This window comes from Mesorhizobium sp. M0800 (assembly GCF_040320095.1).
In the GTDB taxonomy this organism is placed as follows: Bacteria; Pseudomonadota; Alphaproteobacteria; order Rhizobiales; family Rhizobiaceae; genus Mesorhizobium.
Genome location: NZ_JAMYOZ010000034.1, coordinates 24,352 through 43,066 on the forward strand (window position 1 = coordinate 24,352; position 18,715 = coordinate 43,066).

General features: G+C 60.9%; 17 protein-coding genes and 1 pseudogene. 8 read left to right on the forward strand and 10 right to left on the reverse strand.

Annotation, left to right across the window (positions count from 1 at the left end):
- Nucleotides 1–251: 251 nt before the first annotated feature.
- Both NKI18_RS28190 and NKI18_RS28195 read right to left on the reverse strand, forming a co-directional pair.
- A complete protein-coding gene (locus tag NKI18_RS28190; RefSeq protein ID WP_352604919.1) occupies nucleotides 252–638 on the reverse strand; it encodes a response regulator in 387 nt (128 codons plus the stop codon).
- Nucleotides 638–3,079 carry an ATP-binding protein gene (locus tag NKI18_RS28195; protein WP_353021345.1) on the reverse strand — a complete coding sequence of 814 codons (2,442 nt, stop codon included), beginning with the start codon at nucleotides 3,077–3,079 and terminating at the stop codon, nucleotides 638–640. The genes NKI18_RS28190 and NKI18_RS28195 overlap by 1 nt, the downstream gene beginning before the upstream one ends.
- Before the next feature lie 88 nt (nucleotides 3,080–3,167).
- Here NKI18_RS28195 and NKI18_RS28200 point away from each other — a divergent pair, with 88 nt between their 5' ends.
- The 3 genes from NKI18_RS28200 (at nucleotide 3,168) to NKI18_RS28210 (ending at nucleotide 5,402) form a co-directional block, all read left to right on the forward strand.
- Nucleotides 3,168–3,506, forward strand: a complete 339-nt coding sequence (locus NKI18_RS28200) for a hypothetical protein (RefSeq protein ID WP_352621300.1) — start codon at nucleotides 3,168–3,170, stop codon at nucleotides 3,504–3,506.
- A gap of 408 nt (nucleotides 3,507–3,914) precedes the next feature.
- Nucleotides 3,915–4,964: a YihY/virulence factor BrkB family protein gene (locus tag NKI18_RS28205; RefSeq protein ID WP_353021349.1), complete on the forward strand. Its 1,050-nt coding sequence runs from the start codon at nucleotides 3,915–3,917 to the stop codon at nucleotides 4,962–4,964.
- A 120-nt stretch (nucleotides 4,965–5,084) separates the two neighbouring features.
- Entirely contained in the window at nucleotides 5,085–5,402 is a 318-nt protein-coding gene (locus NKI18_RS28210) for a hypothetical protein (RefSeq protein WP_352621302.1), read from the forward strand.
- A gap of 219 nt (nucleotides 5,403–5,621) precedes the next feature.
- Here the strand turns inward: NKI18_RS28210 and NKI18_RS28215 are convergent, their stop codons facing one another.
- The 3 genes from NKI18_RS28215 to NKI18_RS28225 all read right to left on the reverse strand — a co-directional run bounded on the left by NKI18_RS28215 (nucleotide 5,622) and on the right by NKI18_RS28225 (nucleotide 10,012).
- Nucleotides 5,622–6,002, reverse strand: coding sequence for a flavin reductase family protein (locus NKI18_RS28215; protein ID WP_352621314.1), 381 nt, complete (start codon nucleotides 6,000–6,002; stop codon nucleotides 5,622–5,624).
- Nucleotides 6,003–6,378: 376 nt separating this feature from the next.
- Nucleotides 6,379–6,903: a helix-turn-helix transcriptional regulator gene (locus NKI18_RS28220; protein ID WP_352621304.1), complete on the reverse strand. Its 525-nt coding sequence runs from the start codon at nucleotides 6,901–6,903 to the stop codon at nucleotides 6,379–6,381.
- A gap of 2,284 nt (nucleotides 6,904–9,187) precedes the next feature.
- Nucleotides 9,188–10,012: a 5'-3' exonuclease gene (locus NKI18_RS28225; RefSeq protein WP_352621305.1), complete on the reverse strand. Its 825-nt coding sequence runs from the start codon at nucleotides 10,010–10,012 to the stop codon at nucleotides 9,188–9,190.
- A 157-nt stretch (nucleotides 10,013–10,169) separates the two neighbouring features.
- Between NKI18_RS28225 and NKI18_RS28230 the strand changes: the two are divergent.
- Nucleotides 10,170–11,468, forward strand: a pseudogene (locus NKI18_RS28230) (glucoamylase family protein).
- Here NKI18_RS28230 and NKI18_RS28235 read toward each other — a convergent pair.
- Nucleotides 11,463–12,146: a Crp/Fnr family transcriptional regulator gene (locus tag NKI18_RS28235; RefSeq protein WP_353021353.1), complete on the reverse strand. Its 684-nt coding sequence runs from the start codon at nucleotides 12,144–12,146 to the stop codon at nucleotides 11,463–11,465. The pseudogene NKI18_RS28230 and the gene NKI18_RS28235 sit on opposite strands and share 6 nt — an antisense overlap.
- Nucleotides 12,147–12,774: 628 nt before the next feature.
- Here NKI18_RS28235 and NKI18_RS28240 point away from each other — a divergent pair.
- Genes NKI18_RS28240 through NKI18_RS28255 form a run of 4 tightly spaced genes read left to right on the forward strand, consistent with a single transcriptional unit; the run spans nucleotide 12,775 to nucleotide 15,242 of the window.
- Nucleotides 12,775–13,224 (forward strand): thiosulfate oxidation carrier protein SoxY, encoded by a 450-nt coding sequence (locus NKI18_RS28240; RefSeq protein WP_352621505.1) that lies wholly within the window; start codon nucleotides 12,775–12,777, stop codon nucleotides 13,222–13,224.
- Nucleotides 13,225–13,245: 21 nt separating this feature from the next.
- The gene (gene soxZ / locus NKI18_RS28245) at nucleotides 13,246–13,572 is read left to right on the forward strand and encodes a thiosulfate oxidation carrier complex protein SoxZ (protein WP_352621507.1); all 327 of its coding nucleotides are present in this window, start codon (nucleotides 13,246–13,248) and stop codon (nucleotides 13,570–13,572) included.
- Nucleotides 13,573–13,625: 53 nt separating this feature from the next.
- A complete protein-coding gene (locus NKI18_RS28250; RefSeq protein ID WP_352621509.1) occupies nucleotides 13,626–13,967 on the forward strand; it encodes a c-type cytochrome in 342 nt (113 codons plus the stop codon).
- Nucleotides 13,968–13,973: 6 nt separating this feature from the next.
- Entirely contained in the window at nucleotides 13,974–15,242 is a 1,269-nt protein-coding gene (locus tag NKI18_RS28255; protein ID WP_352621511.1) for an NAD(P)/FAD-dependent oxidoreductase, read from the forward strand.
- Nucleotides 15,243–15,250: 8 nt separating this feature from the next.
- Here NKI18_RS28255 and NKI18_RS28260 read toward each other — a convergent pair whose 3' ends face one another.
- From NKI18_RS28260 to NKI18_RS28275, 4 genes are all read right to left on the reverse strand, one after another.
- Nucleotides 15,251–17,377, reverse strand: a complete 2,127-nt coding sequence (locus NKI18_RS28260) for a heavy metal translocating P-type ATPase (protein ID WP_352621546.1) — start codon at nucleotides 17,375–17,377, stop codon at nucleotides 15,251–15,253.
- Between the two features lie 56 nt (nucleotides 17,378–17,433).
- Nucleotides 17,434–18,162: a sulfite exporter TauE/SafE family protein gene (locus tag NKI18_RS28265; RefSeq protein ID WP_352621513.1), complete on the reverse strand. Its 729-nt coding sequence runs from the start codon at nucleotides 18,160–18,162 to the stop codon at nucleotides 17,434–17,436.
- Nucleotides 18,163–18,191: 29 nt separating this feature from the next.
- Nucleotides 18,192–18,314, reverse strand: coding sequence for a hypothetical protein (locus NKI18_RS28270; protein ID WP_352621515.1), 123 nt, complete (start codon nucleotides 18,312–18,314; stop codon nucleotides 18,192–18,194).
- Between the two features lie 153 nt (nucleotides 18,315–18,467).
- The gene (locus tag NKI18_RS28275; protein ID WP_023718671.1) at nucleotides 18,468–18,692 is read right to left on the reverse strand and encodes a hypothetical protein; all 225 of its coding nucleotides are present in this window, start codon (nucleotides 18,690–18,692) and stop codon (nucleotides 18,468–18,470) included.
- Between the last annotated feature and the right edge of the window lie 23 nt (nucleotides 18,693–18,715).

Consider the following 18,715-nt stretch of genomic DNA (forward strand, 5'->3'; position numbering starts at 1 on the left):
CTCCGGTTCACGCCTCGTTGCCCCCCGGAGTGATCAACCCATGAACCGACATCCGCCAAAGTGGTCCATGCTAGAGATTCCGCGCAGCGTTCCCCGCGCCCGCCAACGCCGCGTGATCATGGATAAAGCTGATTCGCGACGGTTGCATTTCGATACAATCACTAGATGAATATCGGCCCACGGTATAGGAGCCGTAAACGGCAAACGGCGCTTGCCGACAGGCTTCTTGCCGTCGCCTTGCCCTGGCGCGCCTAGGCAGGGCCATCGCGCCGCGGGAGCAGCTTCCTTACTTCGCCTGCAAGCGCCAGCGGATCGAAGGGTTTGGCGATGACCCCGACCGCTCCCATGGCGAGATAGCGCTCGACCTGATGCGTCTGCGTGCGCGCCGTGATGAACGCCACGGGTATCGATGCCGTCAGCGGCGAATCGGCCAGGCGCGTCAGCGTTTCCGGTCCGTCCATGTCCGGCATCATCACATCGAGCAGGATGAGGTCGGGCTGCCAATCGACGGCATCGGTCAGCGCCGCGACGCCGGAGGAGCAGGACCGCACCTCGAATTCCGGATCGAGCTCAAGCGACATCTGGGCGATTTCGCGGATATCGTCCTCGTCATCCACATATAGGATCCGTGCCGGCATCATCGTCTCTCCTTGGCAGGGGTCGGCGCGCTGCCGTCGCGAGAAGCGATCAGCATGCTTCTGACAAGCTTCGCAACGTCGATTTCGGAGGCCCTGGTCTTGGTCATGATCGCCTGCACCCGGTCGCCGAGTTTCTCGTCCATTTCCGCCGCCGAGAACACGATGACCCGGGTCTCCAGCGGCAGTTCGGTGAGCAGGTCCAGACCCGATCCGTCGGGAAGCGCTATGTCCAGGATGACCAGGTCAAAGCGACGCTTCGCGACCGCCCGCCGGGCGTCCTGCAGCGTTTTCGCCGAGGCGATCGAGACGCCCGGACCCAGCCCTGCCGACATCACGGCAAGCACGCCCTCATCGTCCTCGACATGCAGAATCTGCGCCATCGGCTCGACCCTGCGGCCGACGATCTTGGCGAGAGCGGCGTGAAGCCGCGCCGAGTCCACCGGCTTCTCCAGCCAGTCGACGATGCCGACGGCACTGCCGTTCAGCGAGCGCTTGGCTTCGTCGGCGACGGCGGAGATGACGATGACCGAAATGTCGGAATTCACCGGTGATGCCCTTATATCGTGGAAGAGCTTGATGCCGGATTCTCCCGCCAGCTTGATGTCGAGCGTCAGCGCCACGTAATCGCGGGACCGCAGAAGCGCCTTGGCGGTGGCGATGTCGGGTGCGACGTCGCTGGAAAAGCCCTCCGCATCCAGAAGTGCTGCGATCACCGCAGCGACGTCGGCCTCGTCCTCGCAAATGAGGACACGCAGTCGGCCATCGCGCTTCCGCGACCGCCGCTCGACCAAAACTGGCTTCTCGGCCTGCCTGTGCGCTTCCGCAAGGTCGACGTGAAACGAAGTTCCCTTGCCTTCCTCTGTCTCGAAGGATACGGCGCCGCCCAGCTTTTCCATGATGGTCTTGACGATGCTCAAGCCCAGGCCCGTCCCTCCCTTTTTGCGGGTGCTGGACGCGTCGGCCTGCTCGAACTTACCGAATATGCGGCTGCGGAACGCTTCGGGAATGCCCGCTCCCTGATCGATCACCGAGACGCGCAGCATGTCGCGGTCGCGACGCTGGAGCTTTACCATCACGGTGCCGCCAGGATCGGAGAACTTGATCGCATTCGACAGCAGATTCGCCATCACCTGATGCAGGCGGTCCGGGTCGATATTGGCCTCGGCGCGAGGGGCATCGTCGACCAGGACGATGCGGATCCTGCTCTCGGCCATGTAATTGGAACTGGCGGCAATGGCCTGCTCCAGGACCGGGCGGACAGCCATCTGCTTGATCTTGAAGGCGATCACGCCCGATTCGATCTTCTCCATGTCGAGGATATCGTTGATGAGAAGAACCAGCCTTTCGCTGTTGTTGTGGGCGATGTTGACGAGATTGGCGGCCTTGGGCGGCAGTTCGCCCGCGACGCCGGCCGCGATCAGGCCGAGCGAGCCGCGGATGGACGTCAGCGGCGTGCGCAATTCGTGGCTGACCGTGGAGATGAAATCGTTCTTGAGCTGGGCGTTTCGCTTCTGCTCGGTGATATCGCGATTGTAGGTGATGACACCGGTGATCTTGCCGGCCTCGTCGCGGAACGGCGCCTTCAGCGTATAAAGCCAGCCCTGCCTGCCATCAGGGAACAGCGCGGGTTGATCGATGCGCAGCGTTTGCCCGGCCCCCAGCGCGCCCGTCTCATCCTGCCTGAAGCGCTCGGCCACCTCCTTCGGATAGAAATCGAAATCCGTCTTGCCGATGAGATCCTCGACCGAAGCGGCGTGCATCATTTCGGCGGTGGCGGGATTGGCGGCGATGAAGCGCCCGTCGACATCCTTCATGTTCAAGCAATCCGGCAGCTCGCGAACCATGGCTCGGTAGATCATGTTGGACATCGCGAGATCGCGCCGCCGCTGCTGGCGATCGAGCAGCACGCCGATGATGATGGTGCTGAGGAAGCGGAACACCAGGGACGGGAACGTGCTCTGCTGCACAAGGCCGGCGACTTGCGGGGGGACGACCAGGAGCGTGATCAACCCGGCGAGCGCGACGGACACGCCAAGGCCGAATATATCGAGGATGGTGCGCGACCGGGCCGCGACGATGCGGTGCCATGCCAGACCGACGACGGCGGTGATCAGGATGCTCATGACGCCGACGCTGGCACCCTGCCCGCCAAGATAGAGCCGATAGGCAATGGAGCCGGCGGTAGCGATGAACATCGCCGGCCACCCGCCGAAGAACGCGGCGGCGCCGACGAAAGCGGCGCGCAGATCGACGACGAAGCCGGAGACGGACAGAGCCGTCGCCATGGAAATGATCGCGCCCACGCACATGACCACGCCGAGAAGCAGCGACTGTGCCCGCTGCCGGAGACGCCCCGTGAAGTCCGCCACAAGATCCCAGGCGACGATCAGGATGGAGACCAACGCAAGATTGGCGAGGAGTGAGTGCCAGATCTCGGTCATGACTTTCCGGCTCCTTTTCGCCGATAGATATCGGCAAAACCTATCCAAGGTCTAAAGAGGGTGCGCGCCAGCCGTCGGTGTCGGACTGATGGCCCCCGACGCGACGATATGGCAGACGTCTAGTTGCTGCGCGCTGCTCGAGCATCAAGTCGTCGCAAGGTCTGTGTTAATCGACCGTTTCAATGATGAAGGCAGCGCCATCGACGCTCACCTCACCGAGAAGTTCTCCGTCGGACTGACGGAGATGCTTTACTCGAAGGAGTACCGGTTACGGAACATCCTCGGACTGCACTACCAGGCGGCGGCCATCGCCGAGTACGCCGAGAGGCGCGAATATACCATCGTCGAAACCTATAAAGACGCTAGAAAAAGCGGCCTAAGTCTAAGGGCCGTGACGGACTCAAGCAGTTGCTTGCCGATGTCGTGACCGGCCAAAAGACTTTCTCGGCGATCCTCGTTCTGAACGTCAGGCGCTGGGGCCGCTTTCCGGACGCGGACCAATCCGCGCACTACGAGTTCCTCTGTCGAGATGCGGGCGTTGCGGTCAAATGTTGCGGCGAGCAGTTCGAGAACGATTGTGAATCGGCGTGCAAAATTGACTCCATAATGGAGTCAGTGTTGGAGCCGTTTGACAGGCTATTCTCATCGGTCGCTCGAATAAGCCACTGAGGGTCCTGGGCAGGGCGGTGTCGCTGTTAAATGAGCTCGTCGCATGGGGATGGCGCAGGTGTTGCTGCAGGCGGCGGATGTTTATTTGTAAGCGCAGGTCTGCACCTGCATCCTTTGGCGCCATTATACGTTTGCCCCGCGAAGAAGATGCTCCGGGCTGGCAGCCATGTCGAAGAAAACAACCGAGGACGCTTACGAAGGTAAAGTGCAACTTGAGCGGCGGGCCGAACGGGAGGGCCGCGGACGCAATGCCGAATGGCCGTCACAGATTCCCAGCCGCGGCTGGAAGGACGTGCTGTGGCGGGTCTTTGCTGAGCTAACCGAGGACCGTGTTATGCTGATCGCGGCCGGGGCCGCATTCTATCTGCTTCTTGCCCTCTTTCCAGCGCTTGCCGCCTTCGTGTCGATCTACGGTTTCGTCGCCGATCCTCAGACGATCGCTGAGCACATTGCGTTCGTTGGCGGCGTACTGCCTTCGGGAGGTCTGGATATTATCAGATCTCAGCTTGCGTCCTTGGCCGCTCAGAAGACGGGCGCGCTCGGCTTCGGCTTCATCTTCGGCCTTGCCGTCGCACTGTGGAGCGCTAGTAACGGCATAAAGACGCTATTCGAAGCCATGAACATCGCCTACGAGGAGAGTGAAAAGCGCGGCTTTATCCATCTGAATCTCCTGGCCTTGGGCTTCACACTTGGCGCCATCCTCATTGGTATCGGCTTTGTCGTCTCGGTCGGGCTTGTGCCGGCCATGCTTGTGCTGCTGAACCTCGGCGGCTGGACCGAAGCCCTTGTGCGGATCTTTCGGTGGCCGATGATGCTGATCATGGTGGGCGTCGGGATCACGCTGATTTACCGCTACGGACCCAGCCGGGAAAGGGCAAAGTGGCAATGGGCGACATGGGGCGCCTTCCTCGCCGCTGTGGTCTGGATCGCAGTCTCTATAGGCTTCTCCTATTATCTTGAAAACTTTGCCAACTACAACGCCACGTATGGAGCCCTTGGGGCAGTCATCGGGCTAATGATGTGGACCTGGTTCTCCGTGATTATCCTGGTTGTAGGTGCGGAGCTGAATTCCGAGATGGAGCATCAGACAGCGATGGACACCACCACAGGTGCGCAGCAGCCGATTGGTGCGCGAGGTGCCACGGTCGCCGACACGCTGGGCGAATCGGCCGATGCCGCCGACCAGCAGTCGCGTTTGGACGAGCGCAACGCGTAGCGCGCCGATCCCGTTGCATTTCGGCGCAACTTCGCTTGGCGCCAATGGCGGCTAGATGGCCGCCATCTTAGGCGCTTGCCCCAGTTAACGATGGTCCCAAGGTTGACGAGCCTGTCAGCTATGGAGCGGTTGGACGGCTCACCGGCCTCCAGCATCGCATCCGCCCAGGCCTCGACCTCGGATGCGGCGCTACTCAAGATCGATGCGCGTGGGCTGGTCAGCACAGGCCGCTGGAAAGACGCGAAGTCAATAGTGCGCTATGAAAAAGACGCGAAGTCAAAAGCGCGCTATGAACATGTGGTGGTCTCGGAGGAGAGCATGCGGGCCGATTTGCTGCCGACCCGTAAACGCAAGGCGAACAAACTCCACGGTTTGTCCACGGATTCCAGAGCCGTGTTGCGCCTATGTTCGCTTGTCCGTGCCGAAAGGAAGAAGTGACAACGTGACTTAAGCGTTCAAAATGATGGGAAAATCTGGTGCTGCGAGAGAGGATCGAACTCTAGGTATCTCTGGTAAGTCAGTTACTTACGATGAGTTTTGTAACCTTGTGGCGGACGACAAAATGGCTGGGAATCACTTCTAGCCTGCGGCTTTGGCTGGACGCCGAAGACCTGCCTAGCTTTTCTGTTTCTCTCCAAGGCATTCTAGATCAAAGCCTCATTTGAATGTCTGGACCTTCACTGCGCCGCCAAGCACCAGGAACCGAAATGCGTTTACGACGATCCGTATTCGCCGTGATGATAGAATCAGCGCCGGGCCGGGCTCTCCGCTCACCACATGCCGGATGCTGCCGAGGATCAGCGCGTGGCTGTGGCGAATAACAGTATCCTCAACCGTGCAGTCGACCGAGGCAAGCGCCTCGTCGAGGGCTAGTGCGCCGGTTACAAGGCTGAACCAGCGAGCGCCCTCGTAGCGCGCCGACCCCTTCAGGCCACCGCGCCCGGCAAAGCGGTCGGCAATCGCCATCTGGTCGGCACGCAGCACATTCACGCAGAAATGCCGATGCCGGCTGATAGCTGCCCAGGTGGACGAGTTCAGATGTCGACGGGACGCACGTCGAGGCTTTGGACTACGTCAAGAACAAGCGGCCGGGGGCATAATAGGGCAACCACAAGGCCGGTGATATCTAAGGATTCTGCGTACGGTAGTAGGCGCAAATTACAAACGCGATGCCGATGAGGCGCATCAAACCAGGGGAATATGAATAGGCTACGAAGTAGGCGACCCCAAGCACAGCAGTAGCTATCAACCACCTGCCTGTGTGTTTGTCCGTAGACGCCATTGCGGCTTTGGTGCCTGCGAGTGACTCTCTGTTCGAGATTCATACTCCTCTGCCCGCCCCGCGCCATCGCCCAGCGGAAAATCAAAGCGTTTCGGGATTGGCTGTCTGCTGAGATGGATCCAAACGACGGCCTTATGGCAAGACTGAAATGCGCCCAAGAAGAGCCACCAGTTCCGCCTGACGTTTCGTTTCGGTCTTGGCGAACAGCGAGGCAAGCTGGGAGCGGATCGTGGTGCGGCTGAGGCGCCAACTGCGGGCGATCTCCAGCGGCGCATCGCCCTGAGCCAAGCGCAACGCCAAGTGCGTTTCCGCGCTCGTCAAGCCAAACATCTTTTGCAGTGTCTGAGGATTTGGCCCCGACCTGTTCTCGCGGTCCAGTAACGCCACAATGCTCGTTCCGTCAGGAGCGATAAACCCGTTCTCGTTCAATATCACCGGCCTGTCGCCGTTGCTGCGGATCACCACCCACGATAGTGAGCCCGGCAGGAAATGGGCCGGAACATTCGCGATCAGCCGCCTCAAGGCCACCGAAAGACCGCTGGCCGTATCGGCCACTTCTCCCTGGCGCTCCAGCGTGGTTTGAGCGGCTGCGTTCCATTCGACCACTTTCCTCTCGCGGTTCAGCACGAGATAGCCGCAGCCGATGCGATCAAGCATGCCGGTTATGGATTCCAGGCTGCGTGCTCTTGGCTCCCCGACCCCTGCGCCCGATGCACGATCTGGAGGAAAAACATAAGAGGGCCGCGTCGTATGCGCCTCATGGTTATACTTGGTCGTTATCGCAATGTATCGGCTACCCGAAACAGCATCACTGTGTCTATCCATCAGAGTCATTTTCTACCCCTCCCAAAGTTTCACCAGCCAGAATAAAGTTATTCGTGATCTACAGAAAGTCTTCAAGCGATAATATCCGTCTGTAATAATCTTACTCGAAATCCGATGGTTACACTGTTAAGACTCCCAGAATTTGCGCGCAATCGCGAGATTTATACCGTCCAGAGATCAGCAACTGGTTGCAATCTTCCCGTTTGTGTTCCGGCATATGAAAGCCACGCGAAATTCCGCCGCCTCCGTCGGGGTTCGAGTGCGACCGAGTTTACTGGCGCTGACTCTTAAACTCGCCAGTGAGCATCCGATCTTGGTCGCAATATCTTTCAACGGTTCTTTATTAAGATATCCATGAAGAATTACCTTGCGACGGGCTTGCTTTTGAGCTTTGCGTTCATTTCGGGGGCTCCTCAACTACGCGTTCACAACACGCGATTCTATACGAATCAAATTGAAGATTGTCGTTAGCTTCACATCCAGAAACGTATCTCGGAATGCATTTTTTAAGATTTCTTCATGCCGCCAAGCTGCCGATAATATTCCTGCTCACCTGTTTCCAACACCACACAGCCCTCCCACGAAGGGCAAGATTAATAACGAGCGAGATGGCGAGATAGAAAGGTGGCATAGGGTGGTCGCCGACCTGGACGACAGTAAGGACCGGTCGCCAAGTCGACTGTTATCGCTTATACAGGAATTCCCCCGCGTGCGCGCAAGCGCGCAAGGGGTACTGCAATCGCTAGTGAGGCCGATACGCGCACCAGCTCGGCCCAACAGCGATGCTAATTCTGGATAAGAAAGTTTTTAGGGTGGGGGCATCCCATTCTCTGCCAGATGCGATTCCGGCGCACCCGCATCCCCTCACGTGCAATTTTTTTGATTACCTTTGATTTCTCCGAAAATCAAACCTGCTTTTTTGCCTCTCACCCGTATATAGCGTGACAGAGCGACCTTTGCTGCGTTGGGGAAGATGAAGACCGGCCTCGCCGGAACCGCGCCTCGAGCGCACCAAGCCTCCTTCGGAGCTCATCTAGACTGTACTCTGGCCGCGCTCTGCTACTTCCGCCTTCCTCCCTGCCCTTTCGCAAAGATGCCGGCTGCTTCGAGTAGCTCATGTTCGGGAGCGACTCCGATTGGCACGGTCAGCCGATGAGGTGTTGGCGATTGTCGAAAATGAGCCGCTTCCGGGAATTTCCACCAATTTGCATACTTCTCGTGTCGGGCCTGGCGTTGTGATGTCTGTGCGGCGCATAGCGCAGGGGCTCGCTACCAGCCGATGAGGCGGCCTTCGCGGGGGATTGAAGCATCTTCGGGTTTCTTTTCTGCGCGGTAACCCAAACAGAATGTCTGCGTCGTCACATTGCTCCGAGGCCGCGCCGCGCTCCGGCAACGCGCGGTCTGGTTCCCCCGCGGGTACTGCGATCGATCAGCCCCGCATCGTTGAGCGCAAGATGGCCTGCATGTGCTCTTCCAAGTCGAGTCGCCCCGCGCCTCAACAGTCAGCAGGTACTCGGCCTTGACCCGGCGGTCGCCTCGGCTGGTCGCAGGATAGGAACAGATGGCCATCAAGGATTGCTCTTCAATTCGGTCTGCCATCTTGCGGTCGTGCCAGTTGCTGCCCGATCGATGAACAACCCTATGGAGCGCGGCATAGGCGGTTTCATGGCTTGCGATCAGCGCCTGCAGTTCGCGCGAGGTACCTTCGCCTTCAGCAAACGTCGGTTCAACGACAGACGCAACGGCGGTGAACGCAAGAAGTGTACGGCGGGTGACTGCGGGCATGCCCCATATAGCGGGCACACCATAGCACCGGCGCAGCGTTCGGGGAGATGCTCTGCAACGGGACCCTATTGTCTGCTGACAAAACGTTCCGCTCCTGCGGCTGCTTCTCCTCCAATGGCTGGCAGGTTCAGTCTCCTGAAACGTCGTAGGTGTGACGCTAGTATGGCCATTGAACGCCACCCACAACTCAGATGCTGTGTGAGCGCCTGCCACCAGCCGGTACATTTGCGTGTCTCTTATTCCAGACTGTTCTCGCGTGCACAGTGCCCCTGTGCGATCGGGAAGCGACGCTAGCCTTCTAAAGGCCGCTTCCAGACCTCGCCTCCCGAAGTCAGTTGCGGCGAGCGTTGAGAGCACGTGCGAGGAGCCGGGTGTCAGTCAGCTGGATCACGCACGTCTCGAATGCTTTGGTCGGGCCGCGCCAGCGCAGCTCTTCGACGTTATCGAACAGCCGAGCGTCAGTGCGCAGCGTCGCGAGATTTTTGAACAAAAGCGCGAGCTCTCTACGCTTGCCGAGGGCTTCAGGCGGAAGGCGTTCAAGAGGGCCGTAGCGGCCAAGCAGCCGGGCGGCCGAGACCAGGCCGATGCCTTCGAGACCCGGATAGCCATCGGCGGCATCACCGACGAGCGCGAGGAAATCTGGAATCAGGGCGGGCTCAACTCCGAACTTCTCGCGTACACCGGCGGCATCGCGAATTTTCTGGGCCCTGCGGTCTACCTGGACCACATGGTCACCGCGCACACACTGCGCGAGATCCTTGTCCGGCGTCCAGATGCACACCTTCTGCACGCGCTCATCGGCAACCGCGCTGCGCGCCGCGGAGGCCAGCGCGTCATCGGCTTCCAGCTCGATCATCGGCCAGACCGCCACTCCCATCGCCGCCAAGGCTCCCTCGAGGGGGTGAAACTGCGCGAGCAACGCCGGCTCGATGCCATCCCCGGTTTTGTAGCCGGGCCAGAGCTGATTTCTAAACGATTCGACTACATGATCGGTAGCCACCCCAATGTGTGTGGCGCCATTCTCGATCATCTCCAGCACTGTGTTCAGCACGCCGAGGACTGCGCCAAACGGCTTGTCTTGGCCGTTGTTGAACCGGCGTTGGCCGTAGAAGTGGCGAAACAGTTCGTATGTGCCGTCTACTAAATGTACGATCATTGCAATCCTCGAGGAAACAGCATCCGGCCCGGTTTCTGGTTTCGAGCTTAGTTATAAAGACACCTGGGCCAGCGCGAGCATCGTCGTGACATGACCCAAAGGCGACAAGACGACCAAAAAGGTGGGAAGCGCAGCGAACCCCTCTATTTCGATAGCCATGGATGCATCGAGCGACCACCCGCAAAACGACGAGCTTCTCTCGGACATCCAGCGCCTGTCCTTCGACTATTTTCTCAAAGAGGCCAACCCGGCGAATGGCCTGATCGCCGACCGCAACACCCCGGGGTCACCGGCCAGCATCGCCGCCGTCGGGCTCGCCCTGTCGGCCTATCCCGTCGGTGTCGAGCGCGGTTTCATGACGCGCGCCGCCGCCGCTGAACGGACGCTCGCCACGCTTCGCTTCTTCTGGAACGCGCCGCAAGGGCCCGAAGCCGACGCAACGGGCCACAAGGGCTTTTATTACCATTTCCTCGACATGGAGACCGGCCGCCGCGTCTGGAAGTGTGAGCTGTCCACGGTCGATACGGCGCTTCTGCTTGCCGGTGCGCTGGCCGGCGGCGCCTATTTTGGCGAGGACGATGAATCCGAACTGGAAATCCGGCGGCTTGCCGATGCGCTCTACCGGCGCGCCGACTGGCGATGGGCGCAGAACGGCGGCGCGACCGTCACCCATGGCTGGCGGCCTGGAAAAGGCTTCCTGCGCTATCGCTGGCAAGGCTACGACGAAGCGGTGATCCTTTATGTGTTGGGCCTCGGCTCGCCAACCCATCCGCTGCCGCCCGAGAGCTATGCGGCCTGGCTATCCACACAAGTGGAAAAAGATCTATGGCCGGGAATTGGTTTACGCCGGTCCACTTTTCATCCACCAGCTCTCGCATATCTGGATCGATTTTCGCGGCATCCGCGATGCTTCCATGCGCAACCACGACTGCGACTATTTCGAGAACAGCCGCGAGGCAACCTACCTGCAACGCGACTACGCCATTCGCAATCCGAAGGGCTTCAGCGGTTATGGCGAGAATTGCTGGGGCATCACCGCCAGCGACGGCCCAAGCCCGACAAAACGCCAAATCACGGTCGGTGGCCGCCGCTTCTTCGGCTATCTGGCGCGCGGTGCGCCATTCGGCCCTGATGATGGGACGTTGTCGCCGTGGGCAGCGATTACCTCATTGCCCTTTGCGCCAGAGATCGTTCTGCCGGCACTGCGCTATTCCACGAGATCGACCTGCACGACGGCAACCCTTACGGCTTCACCGCAAGCTTCAATCCGACAATAGCAGCCGCCGACGGCCGGCCATGCGGTTGGGTATCGCCGGACCATGTCGGCATCAATCAGGGGCCGATCATTCTGATGATAGAGAACTACCGCTCGGGCTTCCTGTGGCGCCTGATGCGCCGCGTGCCGGCCATCATCGCCGGACTGCGCCGAGCCGGTTTTTCGGGCGATTGGCTATAACAGGGTCGAGATGACAAAGCTCCCCGACTGACCGGTACTCTTGACTGCTAGCGCATGCCGCATTTGCTGCAAACGTCGACTCAGCGGCGCATTGCTTCTCGGCATAAGCATTTGGAGGGCCGTAGTAACGCCCGGGCGCCGAGCGCCAAGCATGGTCGCCAGAAACTCATGCGTCAGGTAGATCTTATCTCCTTCGACCCGGTCTTGGACCATCAGCAACCAGCGGGCCAGCCGCTCCTCGATTTTGGAGTGGCCGTTGACCAGTGCCGTCCGGGACGACTGGATGAGGAACGCGTGGGCATAGCGAAGCAGTGACTCGCGAAGGGATTGGCTCTCTGCAATCGCAGAGCGAAGAGCTTCAACCGGGAGGATCCAGCCATTACCTGCGACTTGGATATAGGTTTCATTGGGCGACTTGTCCTGGCCGAGAATAACGGCAACTCCTGTCATGCCGTCATGGCCGACGATGCCGACTTCGCTTTGCCGCTCATCGGTCATCGTAGCGACCACTGACGCGATGCCCATCTCTGGGAAATACACATGCTCGATCGGCTGATAAGAGACTTCCAGCTGGTCTTTGATGCCCAGTTCGACGTGATGCAGTGAGGGCTTCAAAAGCGCGAAATCCTCCGAGGAGAGGGTTTTCAATACATGGTTGCGAAGAAGGGATTGGGGCATGGCTCTCTCTCCCATAGGGCAAGAGCACGTACCTCTTACTGTCGGCTGCGTCCGAAGCGCTGGCGGCCGATGTGGGAACCATAGGCTTCAAATGTGCGGTTGGCAAAGATCCGTGCCTGGCGAAAGGCTGGGGGAAGGTCGGCTTCCCTCAGTGGAGTCCAGTGGGTGATGGGCGCTTCTTATGACGCCGGTCACGAATGTCTGAAACGGGTCACGATTGCGGACAGGCCGCCTTAGGCTGGGATACACGAGAGCGGACATTCAGGTCGTCGCGAACATCGACGCGATCTGACCCTAACCGGTCCTTCTTCAGCCTTATCATGAATGTCGCACATGCTTGTAGATCCGACATTGCGCTGGCGCTGTTCAGAGCGCTCCAGTCAGTTCGAGCGTCTGATAGCCGGGCAAGAGCGTGCTTAGAAATCCGACAAACGCAGGAGCGTCCTTTCCTGCAATGCCTTGACCGTTTCGAGGGCGGCTAAGAGACCTTGGGCACTTCTAAGAGATTTGCTCGCAGCGGTTGGCGGTGCTAAACTTCAAAGCTGCCGCACTGATGTGTCCGATTGCGCCGCCTCCTGCCGCTGTTGATGTGTGTCTTCGGAGTGACGCAAAAAAGGCGGAGACCGGGATGATGAACTTGACGCGCCGCGATGTGTTGATCGCCGGGAGTGCAGGGTTTGCCGGAGTCGCGCTCTCCTCGCCGCTGAGCGCGCGTGCGAACGATGAAGCGCTGGAACTCGTCAAACAGCTCACCGGGCGGACGGCCACGGAGTCGGACCGCCTTCACCTGATAATGCCGGCGGTCTTCCCGACCGGTTACACCGTGCCTATGAGCCTCGACATCGACAGCCCCATGACTGAGGCCGACCACGTGAGGCACATCCGTGTGTTCGCGCCGCAGAACCCGATCATCGAAGTGGCGAGTTTCCATTTCGTCCCGCAACGCAGCCTGCCCCGCGTGTCGACCCGCATCCGCCTTGCCAAACCGCAGCATGTCATCGCTGTCGCCGAAATGAATGACGGCAATCTGCTGATGACCACGGCTTGGGTTGACGTCGCCACCAATGGCTGCGCCTGACATCAGAGAGGGAGCCGGACAGTGATCACCCCCACACCACGCGTGATCGTACCAAGCGCTGCGGCGAAGGGCGACGTCTTTCAGGTCAAGACCATCATCAGCCATGAGATGGAAACAGGGCTGCGCCACGATGATCAAGGCAATGTGATCCCGCGCAAGATCATTAACAAGTTTGTCTGCCGCTGTAACGATGCCGTGGTGTTCAGCGTCGATCTACACGAGGCGATTTCGGCTAACCCGTTCTTCGAATTTTCCCTGCGCGCGACAGAGAGCGGCCGGCTCGATTTCGTCTGGGAGGAAGACGGCGGTGCCGTCTATAAGTTGTCGCACCAGCTCACGGTCGGTTGAGGTGGCGAAGCAATCGACTGCGCGAATTATGGCGTGACAAGTTGAGTGGGAGCGTGACCGGAAAACTCCGAAACAGACGGGTATTCAGCATGCGCCCCGTCGCGAGATCTGCGATTGCCATGGGCCTCGTGCTTCTCGTCAGCCAATCCGGCGCGGCGGCGGGGGCCGATCAAGGCGCTCAACTCGCCGCGACCTGTGCGTCCTGCCATCGCCTCGATGGCGGCGGCGCAGGCATTCCCAGCATCATCCGGCTTGGTGAGGAGAGGCTCACCAAAGCCCTGCTTGCCTACCGGGCGAGCGAGAGTCCAAATCACATCATGCACGCTATCGCGCTGTCGCTCAGCGACGAGGAGATCGCGAGCGTCGCGCGCTACGTCGCAGCGCAGGGAAAGTAGCGCGCCATGAAATTCTGGACGCGTCGCGAGTTCGGCCGCCTGACTGGAGCAGCCTTGCTAACGGCGCTCAACCAGCCGAAGGCGCGGGGCCAGGCCAAGGCGCGTGTCGTCGTGATCGGCGGCGGCATCGGCGGCGCAACGGTCGCCAGATATCTCGCCGTCAGCGCCACGGCTATCGAGGTGACCCTGGTCGAACCGCGGCGGAGCTACACGACCTGCTTCTTCAGCAATCTCTATCTCGCCGGGCTCCGCCCGTTCAAATCGCTCAGCCATGGTTATGAAGCGCTGGCAAAGCAATACGGCATCACCGTCATTCATGAGGCCGCTGAAGCGATTGACCCGGCGGCGAAAACCGTTGCGCTGAACAACGGTTCGAAGCTCAGCTACGACCGTCTCGTTGTTGCGCCAGGCATTGCATTCAGGGATCGGGCGCTTAGGGGCTATGACGAAGCTGCGATGGAGATCATGCCGCACGGCTGGAATGCAGGGCCGCAAACCAGGCTGTTGCGCCAGCAACTGGAAAGCATGGAGGATGGCGGCCTATTCGTCATCGTCGTCCCGCCGAATCCGTTTCGCTGTCCGCCCGCCCCCTATGAGCGCGCTTCGCTCATCGCCTCCTATTTCCAGCGCAGCAAACCCAAGGCCAAAATTCTGATCCTCGATGCGAAAGACAGCTTCAACGCGCAGGACCTGTTCCAGGACGCTTGGAACCGCCACTATCCGGGAATGATCGAATGGCTACCGGCCCAGTTCACTGGCGGGGTCACGGCGATCGACGCGAAGACCCGGTCGGTGATCACCGAGGGAGCAACATTCAAGGCCGCGGTGGCCAATGTCATCCCGGCGCAAATGGCCGGGCGCTTGGCGCAGCAGGCAGGGCTCGCCGATCAGTCGGGCTGGTGTCCGGTCGATCCGGTCACCTTCGAATCGGCGCTGCAGCCCGGCGTCCATCTGGTCGGCGACGCGATCATCGGCGGGGATATGCCGAAATCCGCCTTCTGCGCCAACAGCCAGGCCAAAGCCTGCGCCTTTGCCATCGCGGCCGATCTCACCGGATCAGCGCGTTTCCCGGCGCATTTGTTCAACACCTGCTACACTTATCTCGCCCCCGACGATGCGTTCAGCAACGCCATCAGCTTCAAGCCCGTCGACGGAAAGCTCAAGAGCGTCATCAGCTTCGTCAGCAAGGTCGAGGAAAGCTCCGAGGTCCGTCGGCAGGCTGCGCGCGCGGCGGAAGGATGGTACGACGCCTTCACGCACGACGTGTTTGGCTGAAACGAAACTCAACTCCGCTCGACGGCCGGGCCGGCCATTGCCGAAATGCCGGCACCATTCTGGGCGCGCTCCGCCTCGGCGCCGGATCGTTGCTCCGGGACCAGCGTTGGAACAGGATCGGGCAGCCGCTCCAGCCGCAGCGAATTCACCACCACGAGGATGCTCGAGCCGGCCATGACCGCCGCCGCAAGGATTGGCTGCAGAAGTCCGGATGCTGCGAACGTCAGGGCGACGAGGTTGTAGCCGAACGCCCACATAAGGTTGGTCAAGATGGTCCTGCGGACCGCGCGGGCCACGTCGACGATCCAGGGCAGCATCCACAATCCGTCCGCAGGCAGCACGAGCGCCGCGGTCTCGCGGGCGAGATCGGTGGCGGAGCCGACGGCAATACCGACATCTGCGGCGGCCAGAACCGGCCCGTCATTCAGTCCATCGCCGACCATCGCCACCGAATCGTGGTCATGGCGGAGCCGATCCAGGGCCAGCCGTTTGGCCTCAGGCGAAAGGCCCGCTTGGACGTCCTTGATCCCGACCAGGGCCGCGATCCGCTCCGCCGCTTGCGCCAAGTCGCCGGTCAACAGCGTGGCGTCGAGCCCGCGCTCACGCAGGGCCGCGATCGTGGCCTGCGCCTCGGGAAGCGGCGAATCATCGAGCGACAGCACGGCGTGAACCCGCTCGCCCCAACCGACATAGACCACCGAATGACCGCTCGCCTCCAGCGACCGCGCACGCTCGGCCAGCGACGGGGGAAGCGGCCAGCCCAGATCATTCATCAATCTGCCGTTCCCTGCCGCCACGGGCCGGCCTTCGGCGCTGCCGCGGATGCCACGGCCGGGAACCATCCGGATCTCGCGGGTGACGAGCGGCGTGATGCCCCGCTGAGCGGCGGCTGCCGTGATGGCCCGCGCCAGACCATGCTCGGAATGGCGCTCCAGACCGGCGGCGCGCGCCAGTACTTCGTCGATGCCGACCTCCTCGCGGTCGACGCCGACGAGACGCGCTTTGCCCGCCGTCAGAGTGCCGGTCTTGTCGAAGGCGAGCAACCGTACACGCGCGAGGGTCTCGAGCACGCCGGGGTCGCGGACGAGGCAGCCGTGCCGCGCCAGCCGGCCGATGCCGAGCGATATCGCCATCGGAGCAGCGAGGCCGACGGCACAAGGACAGGCAACCACCAGCACCGAGAGGCCAATCAGCAACGCCCGATCGAACGGCAATGACTGGGCCCAGTAAACGATCGTCAGCCCGCCGAGGGCGAGGACGAGCGGCACGGACACGCCAACGACGCGATCGGCAAGGCGCTGGGTTGGACTGCGACGGCCCAGCGCTTCGCGCACCGACCGGCAAATCCGTGCCCAGCGGGTTGCGGTTCCGTCACCGCTGCTTTGGATCAGGAGCGGGCCGTCGATATTGATACTGCCGGCAATCACCTTGGAGCCGGCGCGCTTTGTCACTTGCCGGCTTTCTCCGGTAATCACGGCTTCATCGGTGTTCGATTCCCCCTCGACAACCACGCCGTCGACCGGAATGCGCTCGCCCGGCCGGACCCGCACCAGCATGCCGGCCGTCACCTCCCGCACCGGACGGCGGATCTCTGCCGCGCCATCGACCGCGGTCGCGCTCTCGCTTTCTGCGGCCAGAAGAGGTTCGAGGTCGCGCGCCGCCCTGGCGCGGCCAACAGCCTCGAGATAGCGGCCAACTGTGAATAGCATCAGCACCATCACGGCGGTGTCGAAATAGACATGCGTGCTGCCCTCGAACACGGCAAATGCGGAATAGAGGTAAGCGGCAGCGACGCCAAGCACGATGAGTGCCGACGACGTCACTCGTCCCTGAATGCCATTGAGCCACATGTCGCGCAGATAGGGTCCGCCGAGAATCACCACCGCCGGCGTGGCGAAGATCCAGAGCAAAAAGTGAATCCACGGCAGCACGCCCGCATCGACGCCGGTGAACGCGTCCGAATAGAGGAGGAGGCTGAACATCATGATATTCATGGAGAGAAAGCCTCCCACGCCGAGCTGGATCAGAAGCCAGGCGGCTTCCCACTCTTCGTGTCTGCCGCTCTTCACCTGAAAGGCGATACAACAGCCGTAGCAGCAGAACGCGCAAGCCTCTCCGTTGAGCCTGCGCTCCATCGGGCGCAGACCGACGGGCAGCGAACAATGGCTACAGAGGATATCGCCATGCGCAGTCATGCGGGATGCCCGCCCGGCCAGGCAAGGCCGATATGCGCGTCGGAAGGCAGGAGACCACGGCCGAGCGTGATGAGACCGAGCAAAAGAATAAAGCCACCAGCCAGCCGCACGCCGCGCCGCCGCCAGGCTGGCCCGAGTATCCGGCCAACGCCGCCCATCATCAACATCGCGGGGAAGGTTCCCAGTCCGAACGATGCCATGACGAGAAATCCAGGAAGCGCTCCGGCGGTGCTCGCCGCCTGGGCGGCGAAGGCATAGACCAGGGGACATGGCAGGAAGCCGTTGAAAACGCCAAAGGCGAGCGGTGCGGCGCTGCTCCGGGCCGTCAACAGACCGCGCAGGGACAATGCAAATGTGCTGCCGCCAAATCCGATCGCAAGGCGATGAAAGACCTGCAGCAAGCCTAAGAACTGCAACGCCATGGCAATCATGAGCAGGCCAGCGACGATCGCGAGAATTCGTTGGGCGATGTCGAGGGAGCCGTTCAAGAGCGGCGCCGCCGTTAGCCCTTGCGTGGTGCAGATGACCTGACCGATCGCGCCCGCGAGCCCGCCCAGAAAGCAATAGGTTGTCAATCGGCCGGTATTATAGAGCAGGTGGCGAAGGACGGTTGCGCCTCCCCCTCGCTGATCGCGGCCCAGCGCGCAGGCAAAGCCGCCGCACATGCCGATGCAATGAAAGCTGCCGGCAAATCCAGCGGCGAAGATCACGAGGTAGTAGATCATTGGCGTTGCGCAGTGGCGTGGACGCGGCGCTATTGCCGCACAAGATACAAAAGATAGATGATAAAGCCGACGGTGCAGCCGCCATAGATGAGGAAGCCAAGCATCTGCGGCAAGCCGGCGTCAGCAAGCTTGAAGACTGTGTCCTGTAGCATCCGCTGCTCCTATGTCAGCCGAAATAAAGACGAAGCACGTTTATCGCCACCTCGAAGCACAGGAAAAGGAGGTTCAATGCGGCGACCCCAAGGAGAATTTTGGCTATCATCGTCTCCATCACTCCTGTCTTGCCAGCCCTTGCGACCGTCTACTTAGAACAGACGGCCGGGCCCGAGCCCGCCCCAATAAACATACATGTAGTACAGCCCCCAGGCGAACAGCAGCACGTAGACGACGAGAAGCCATAGCGGAATGAATCCCACACGCGCCTGTATCAGGCCGCCGGCATAGTCCTCCAGTTCAGGGTGCGAGCTTTGACGCACATCCAGTTCCGGATGCGTCGGGCTCTCCGGATCGCTGCTCTGCAGATCGCTCATTCTCCATTTCCCTTTCAAAAAAC

Bases quoted from the DNA above. Each gene is read 5' to 3' on its own strand.
- NKI18_RS28240 (WP_352621505.1), top strand. From the start codon at position 12,775: ATGATGAACTTGACGCGCCGCGATGTGTTGATCGCCGGGAGTGCAGGG.
- NKI18_RS28260 (WP_352621546.1), bottom strand. From the start codon at position 17,377: ATGGAGCGCAGGCTCAACGGAGAGGCTTGCGCGTTCTGCTGCTACGGC.
- NKI18_RS28195 (WP_353021345.1), bottom strand. From the start codon at position 3,079: ATGACCGAGATCTGGCACTCACTCCTCGCCAATCTTGCGTTGGTCTCC.
- NKI18_RS28200 (WP_352621300.1), top strand. From the start codon at position 3,168: ATGGCCCCCGACGCGACGATATGGCAGACGTCTAGTTGCTGCGCGCTG.
- NKI18_RS28210 (WP_352621302.1), top strand. From the start codon at position 5,085: ATGGAGCGGTTGGACGGCTCACCGGCCTCCAGCATCGCATCCGCCCAG.
- NKI18_RS28265 (WP_352621513.1), bottom strand. From the start codon at position 18,162: ATGATCTACTACCTCGTGATCTTCGCCGCTGGATTTGCCGGCAGCTTT.
- NKI18_RS28235 (WP_353021353.1), bottom strand. From the start codon at position 12,146: ATGCCCCAATCCCTTCTTCGCAACCATGTATTGAAAACCCTCTCCTCG.
- NKI18_RS28225 (WP_352621305.1), bottom strand. From the start codon at position 10,012: ATGATCGTACATTTAGTAGACGGCACATACGAACTGTTTCGCCACTTC.
- NKI18_RS28270 (WP_352621515.1), bottom strand. From the start codon at position 18,314: ATGCTACAGGACACAGTCTTCAAGCTTGCTGACGCCGGCTTGCCGCAG.
- NKI18_RS28275 (WP_023718671.1), bottom strand. From the start codon at position 18,692: ATGAGCGATCTGCAGAGCAGCGATCCGGAGAGCCCGACGCATCCGGAA.
- NKI18_RS28190 (WP_352604919.1), bottom strand. From the start codon at position 638: ATGCCGGCACGGATCCTATATGTGGATGACGAGGACGATATCCGCGAA.
- NKI18_RS28205 (WP_353021349.1), top strand. From the start codon at position 3,915: ATGTCGAAGAAAACAACCGAGGACGCTTACGAAGGTAAAGTGCAACTT.
- NKI18_RS28220 (WP_352621304.1), bottom strand. From the start codon at position 6,903: ATGCTTGATCGCATCGGCTGCGGCTATCTCGTGCTGAACCGCGAGAGG.
- NKI18_RS28255 (WP_352621511.1), top strand. From the start codon at position 13,974: ATGAAATTCTGGACGCGTCGCGAGTTCGGCCGCCTGACTGGAGCAGCC.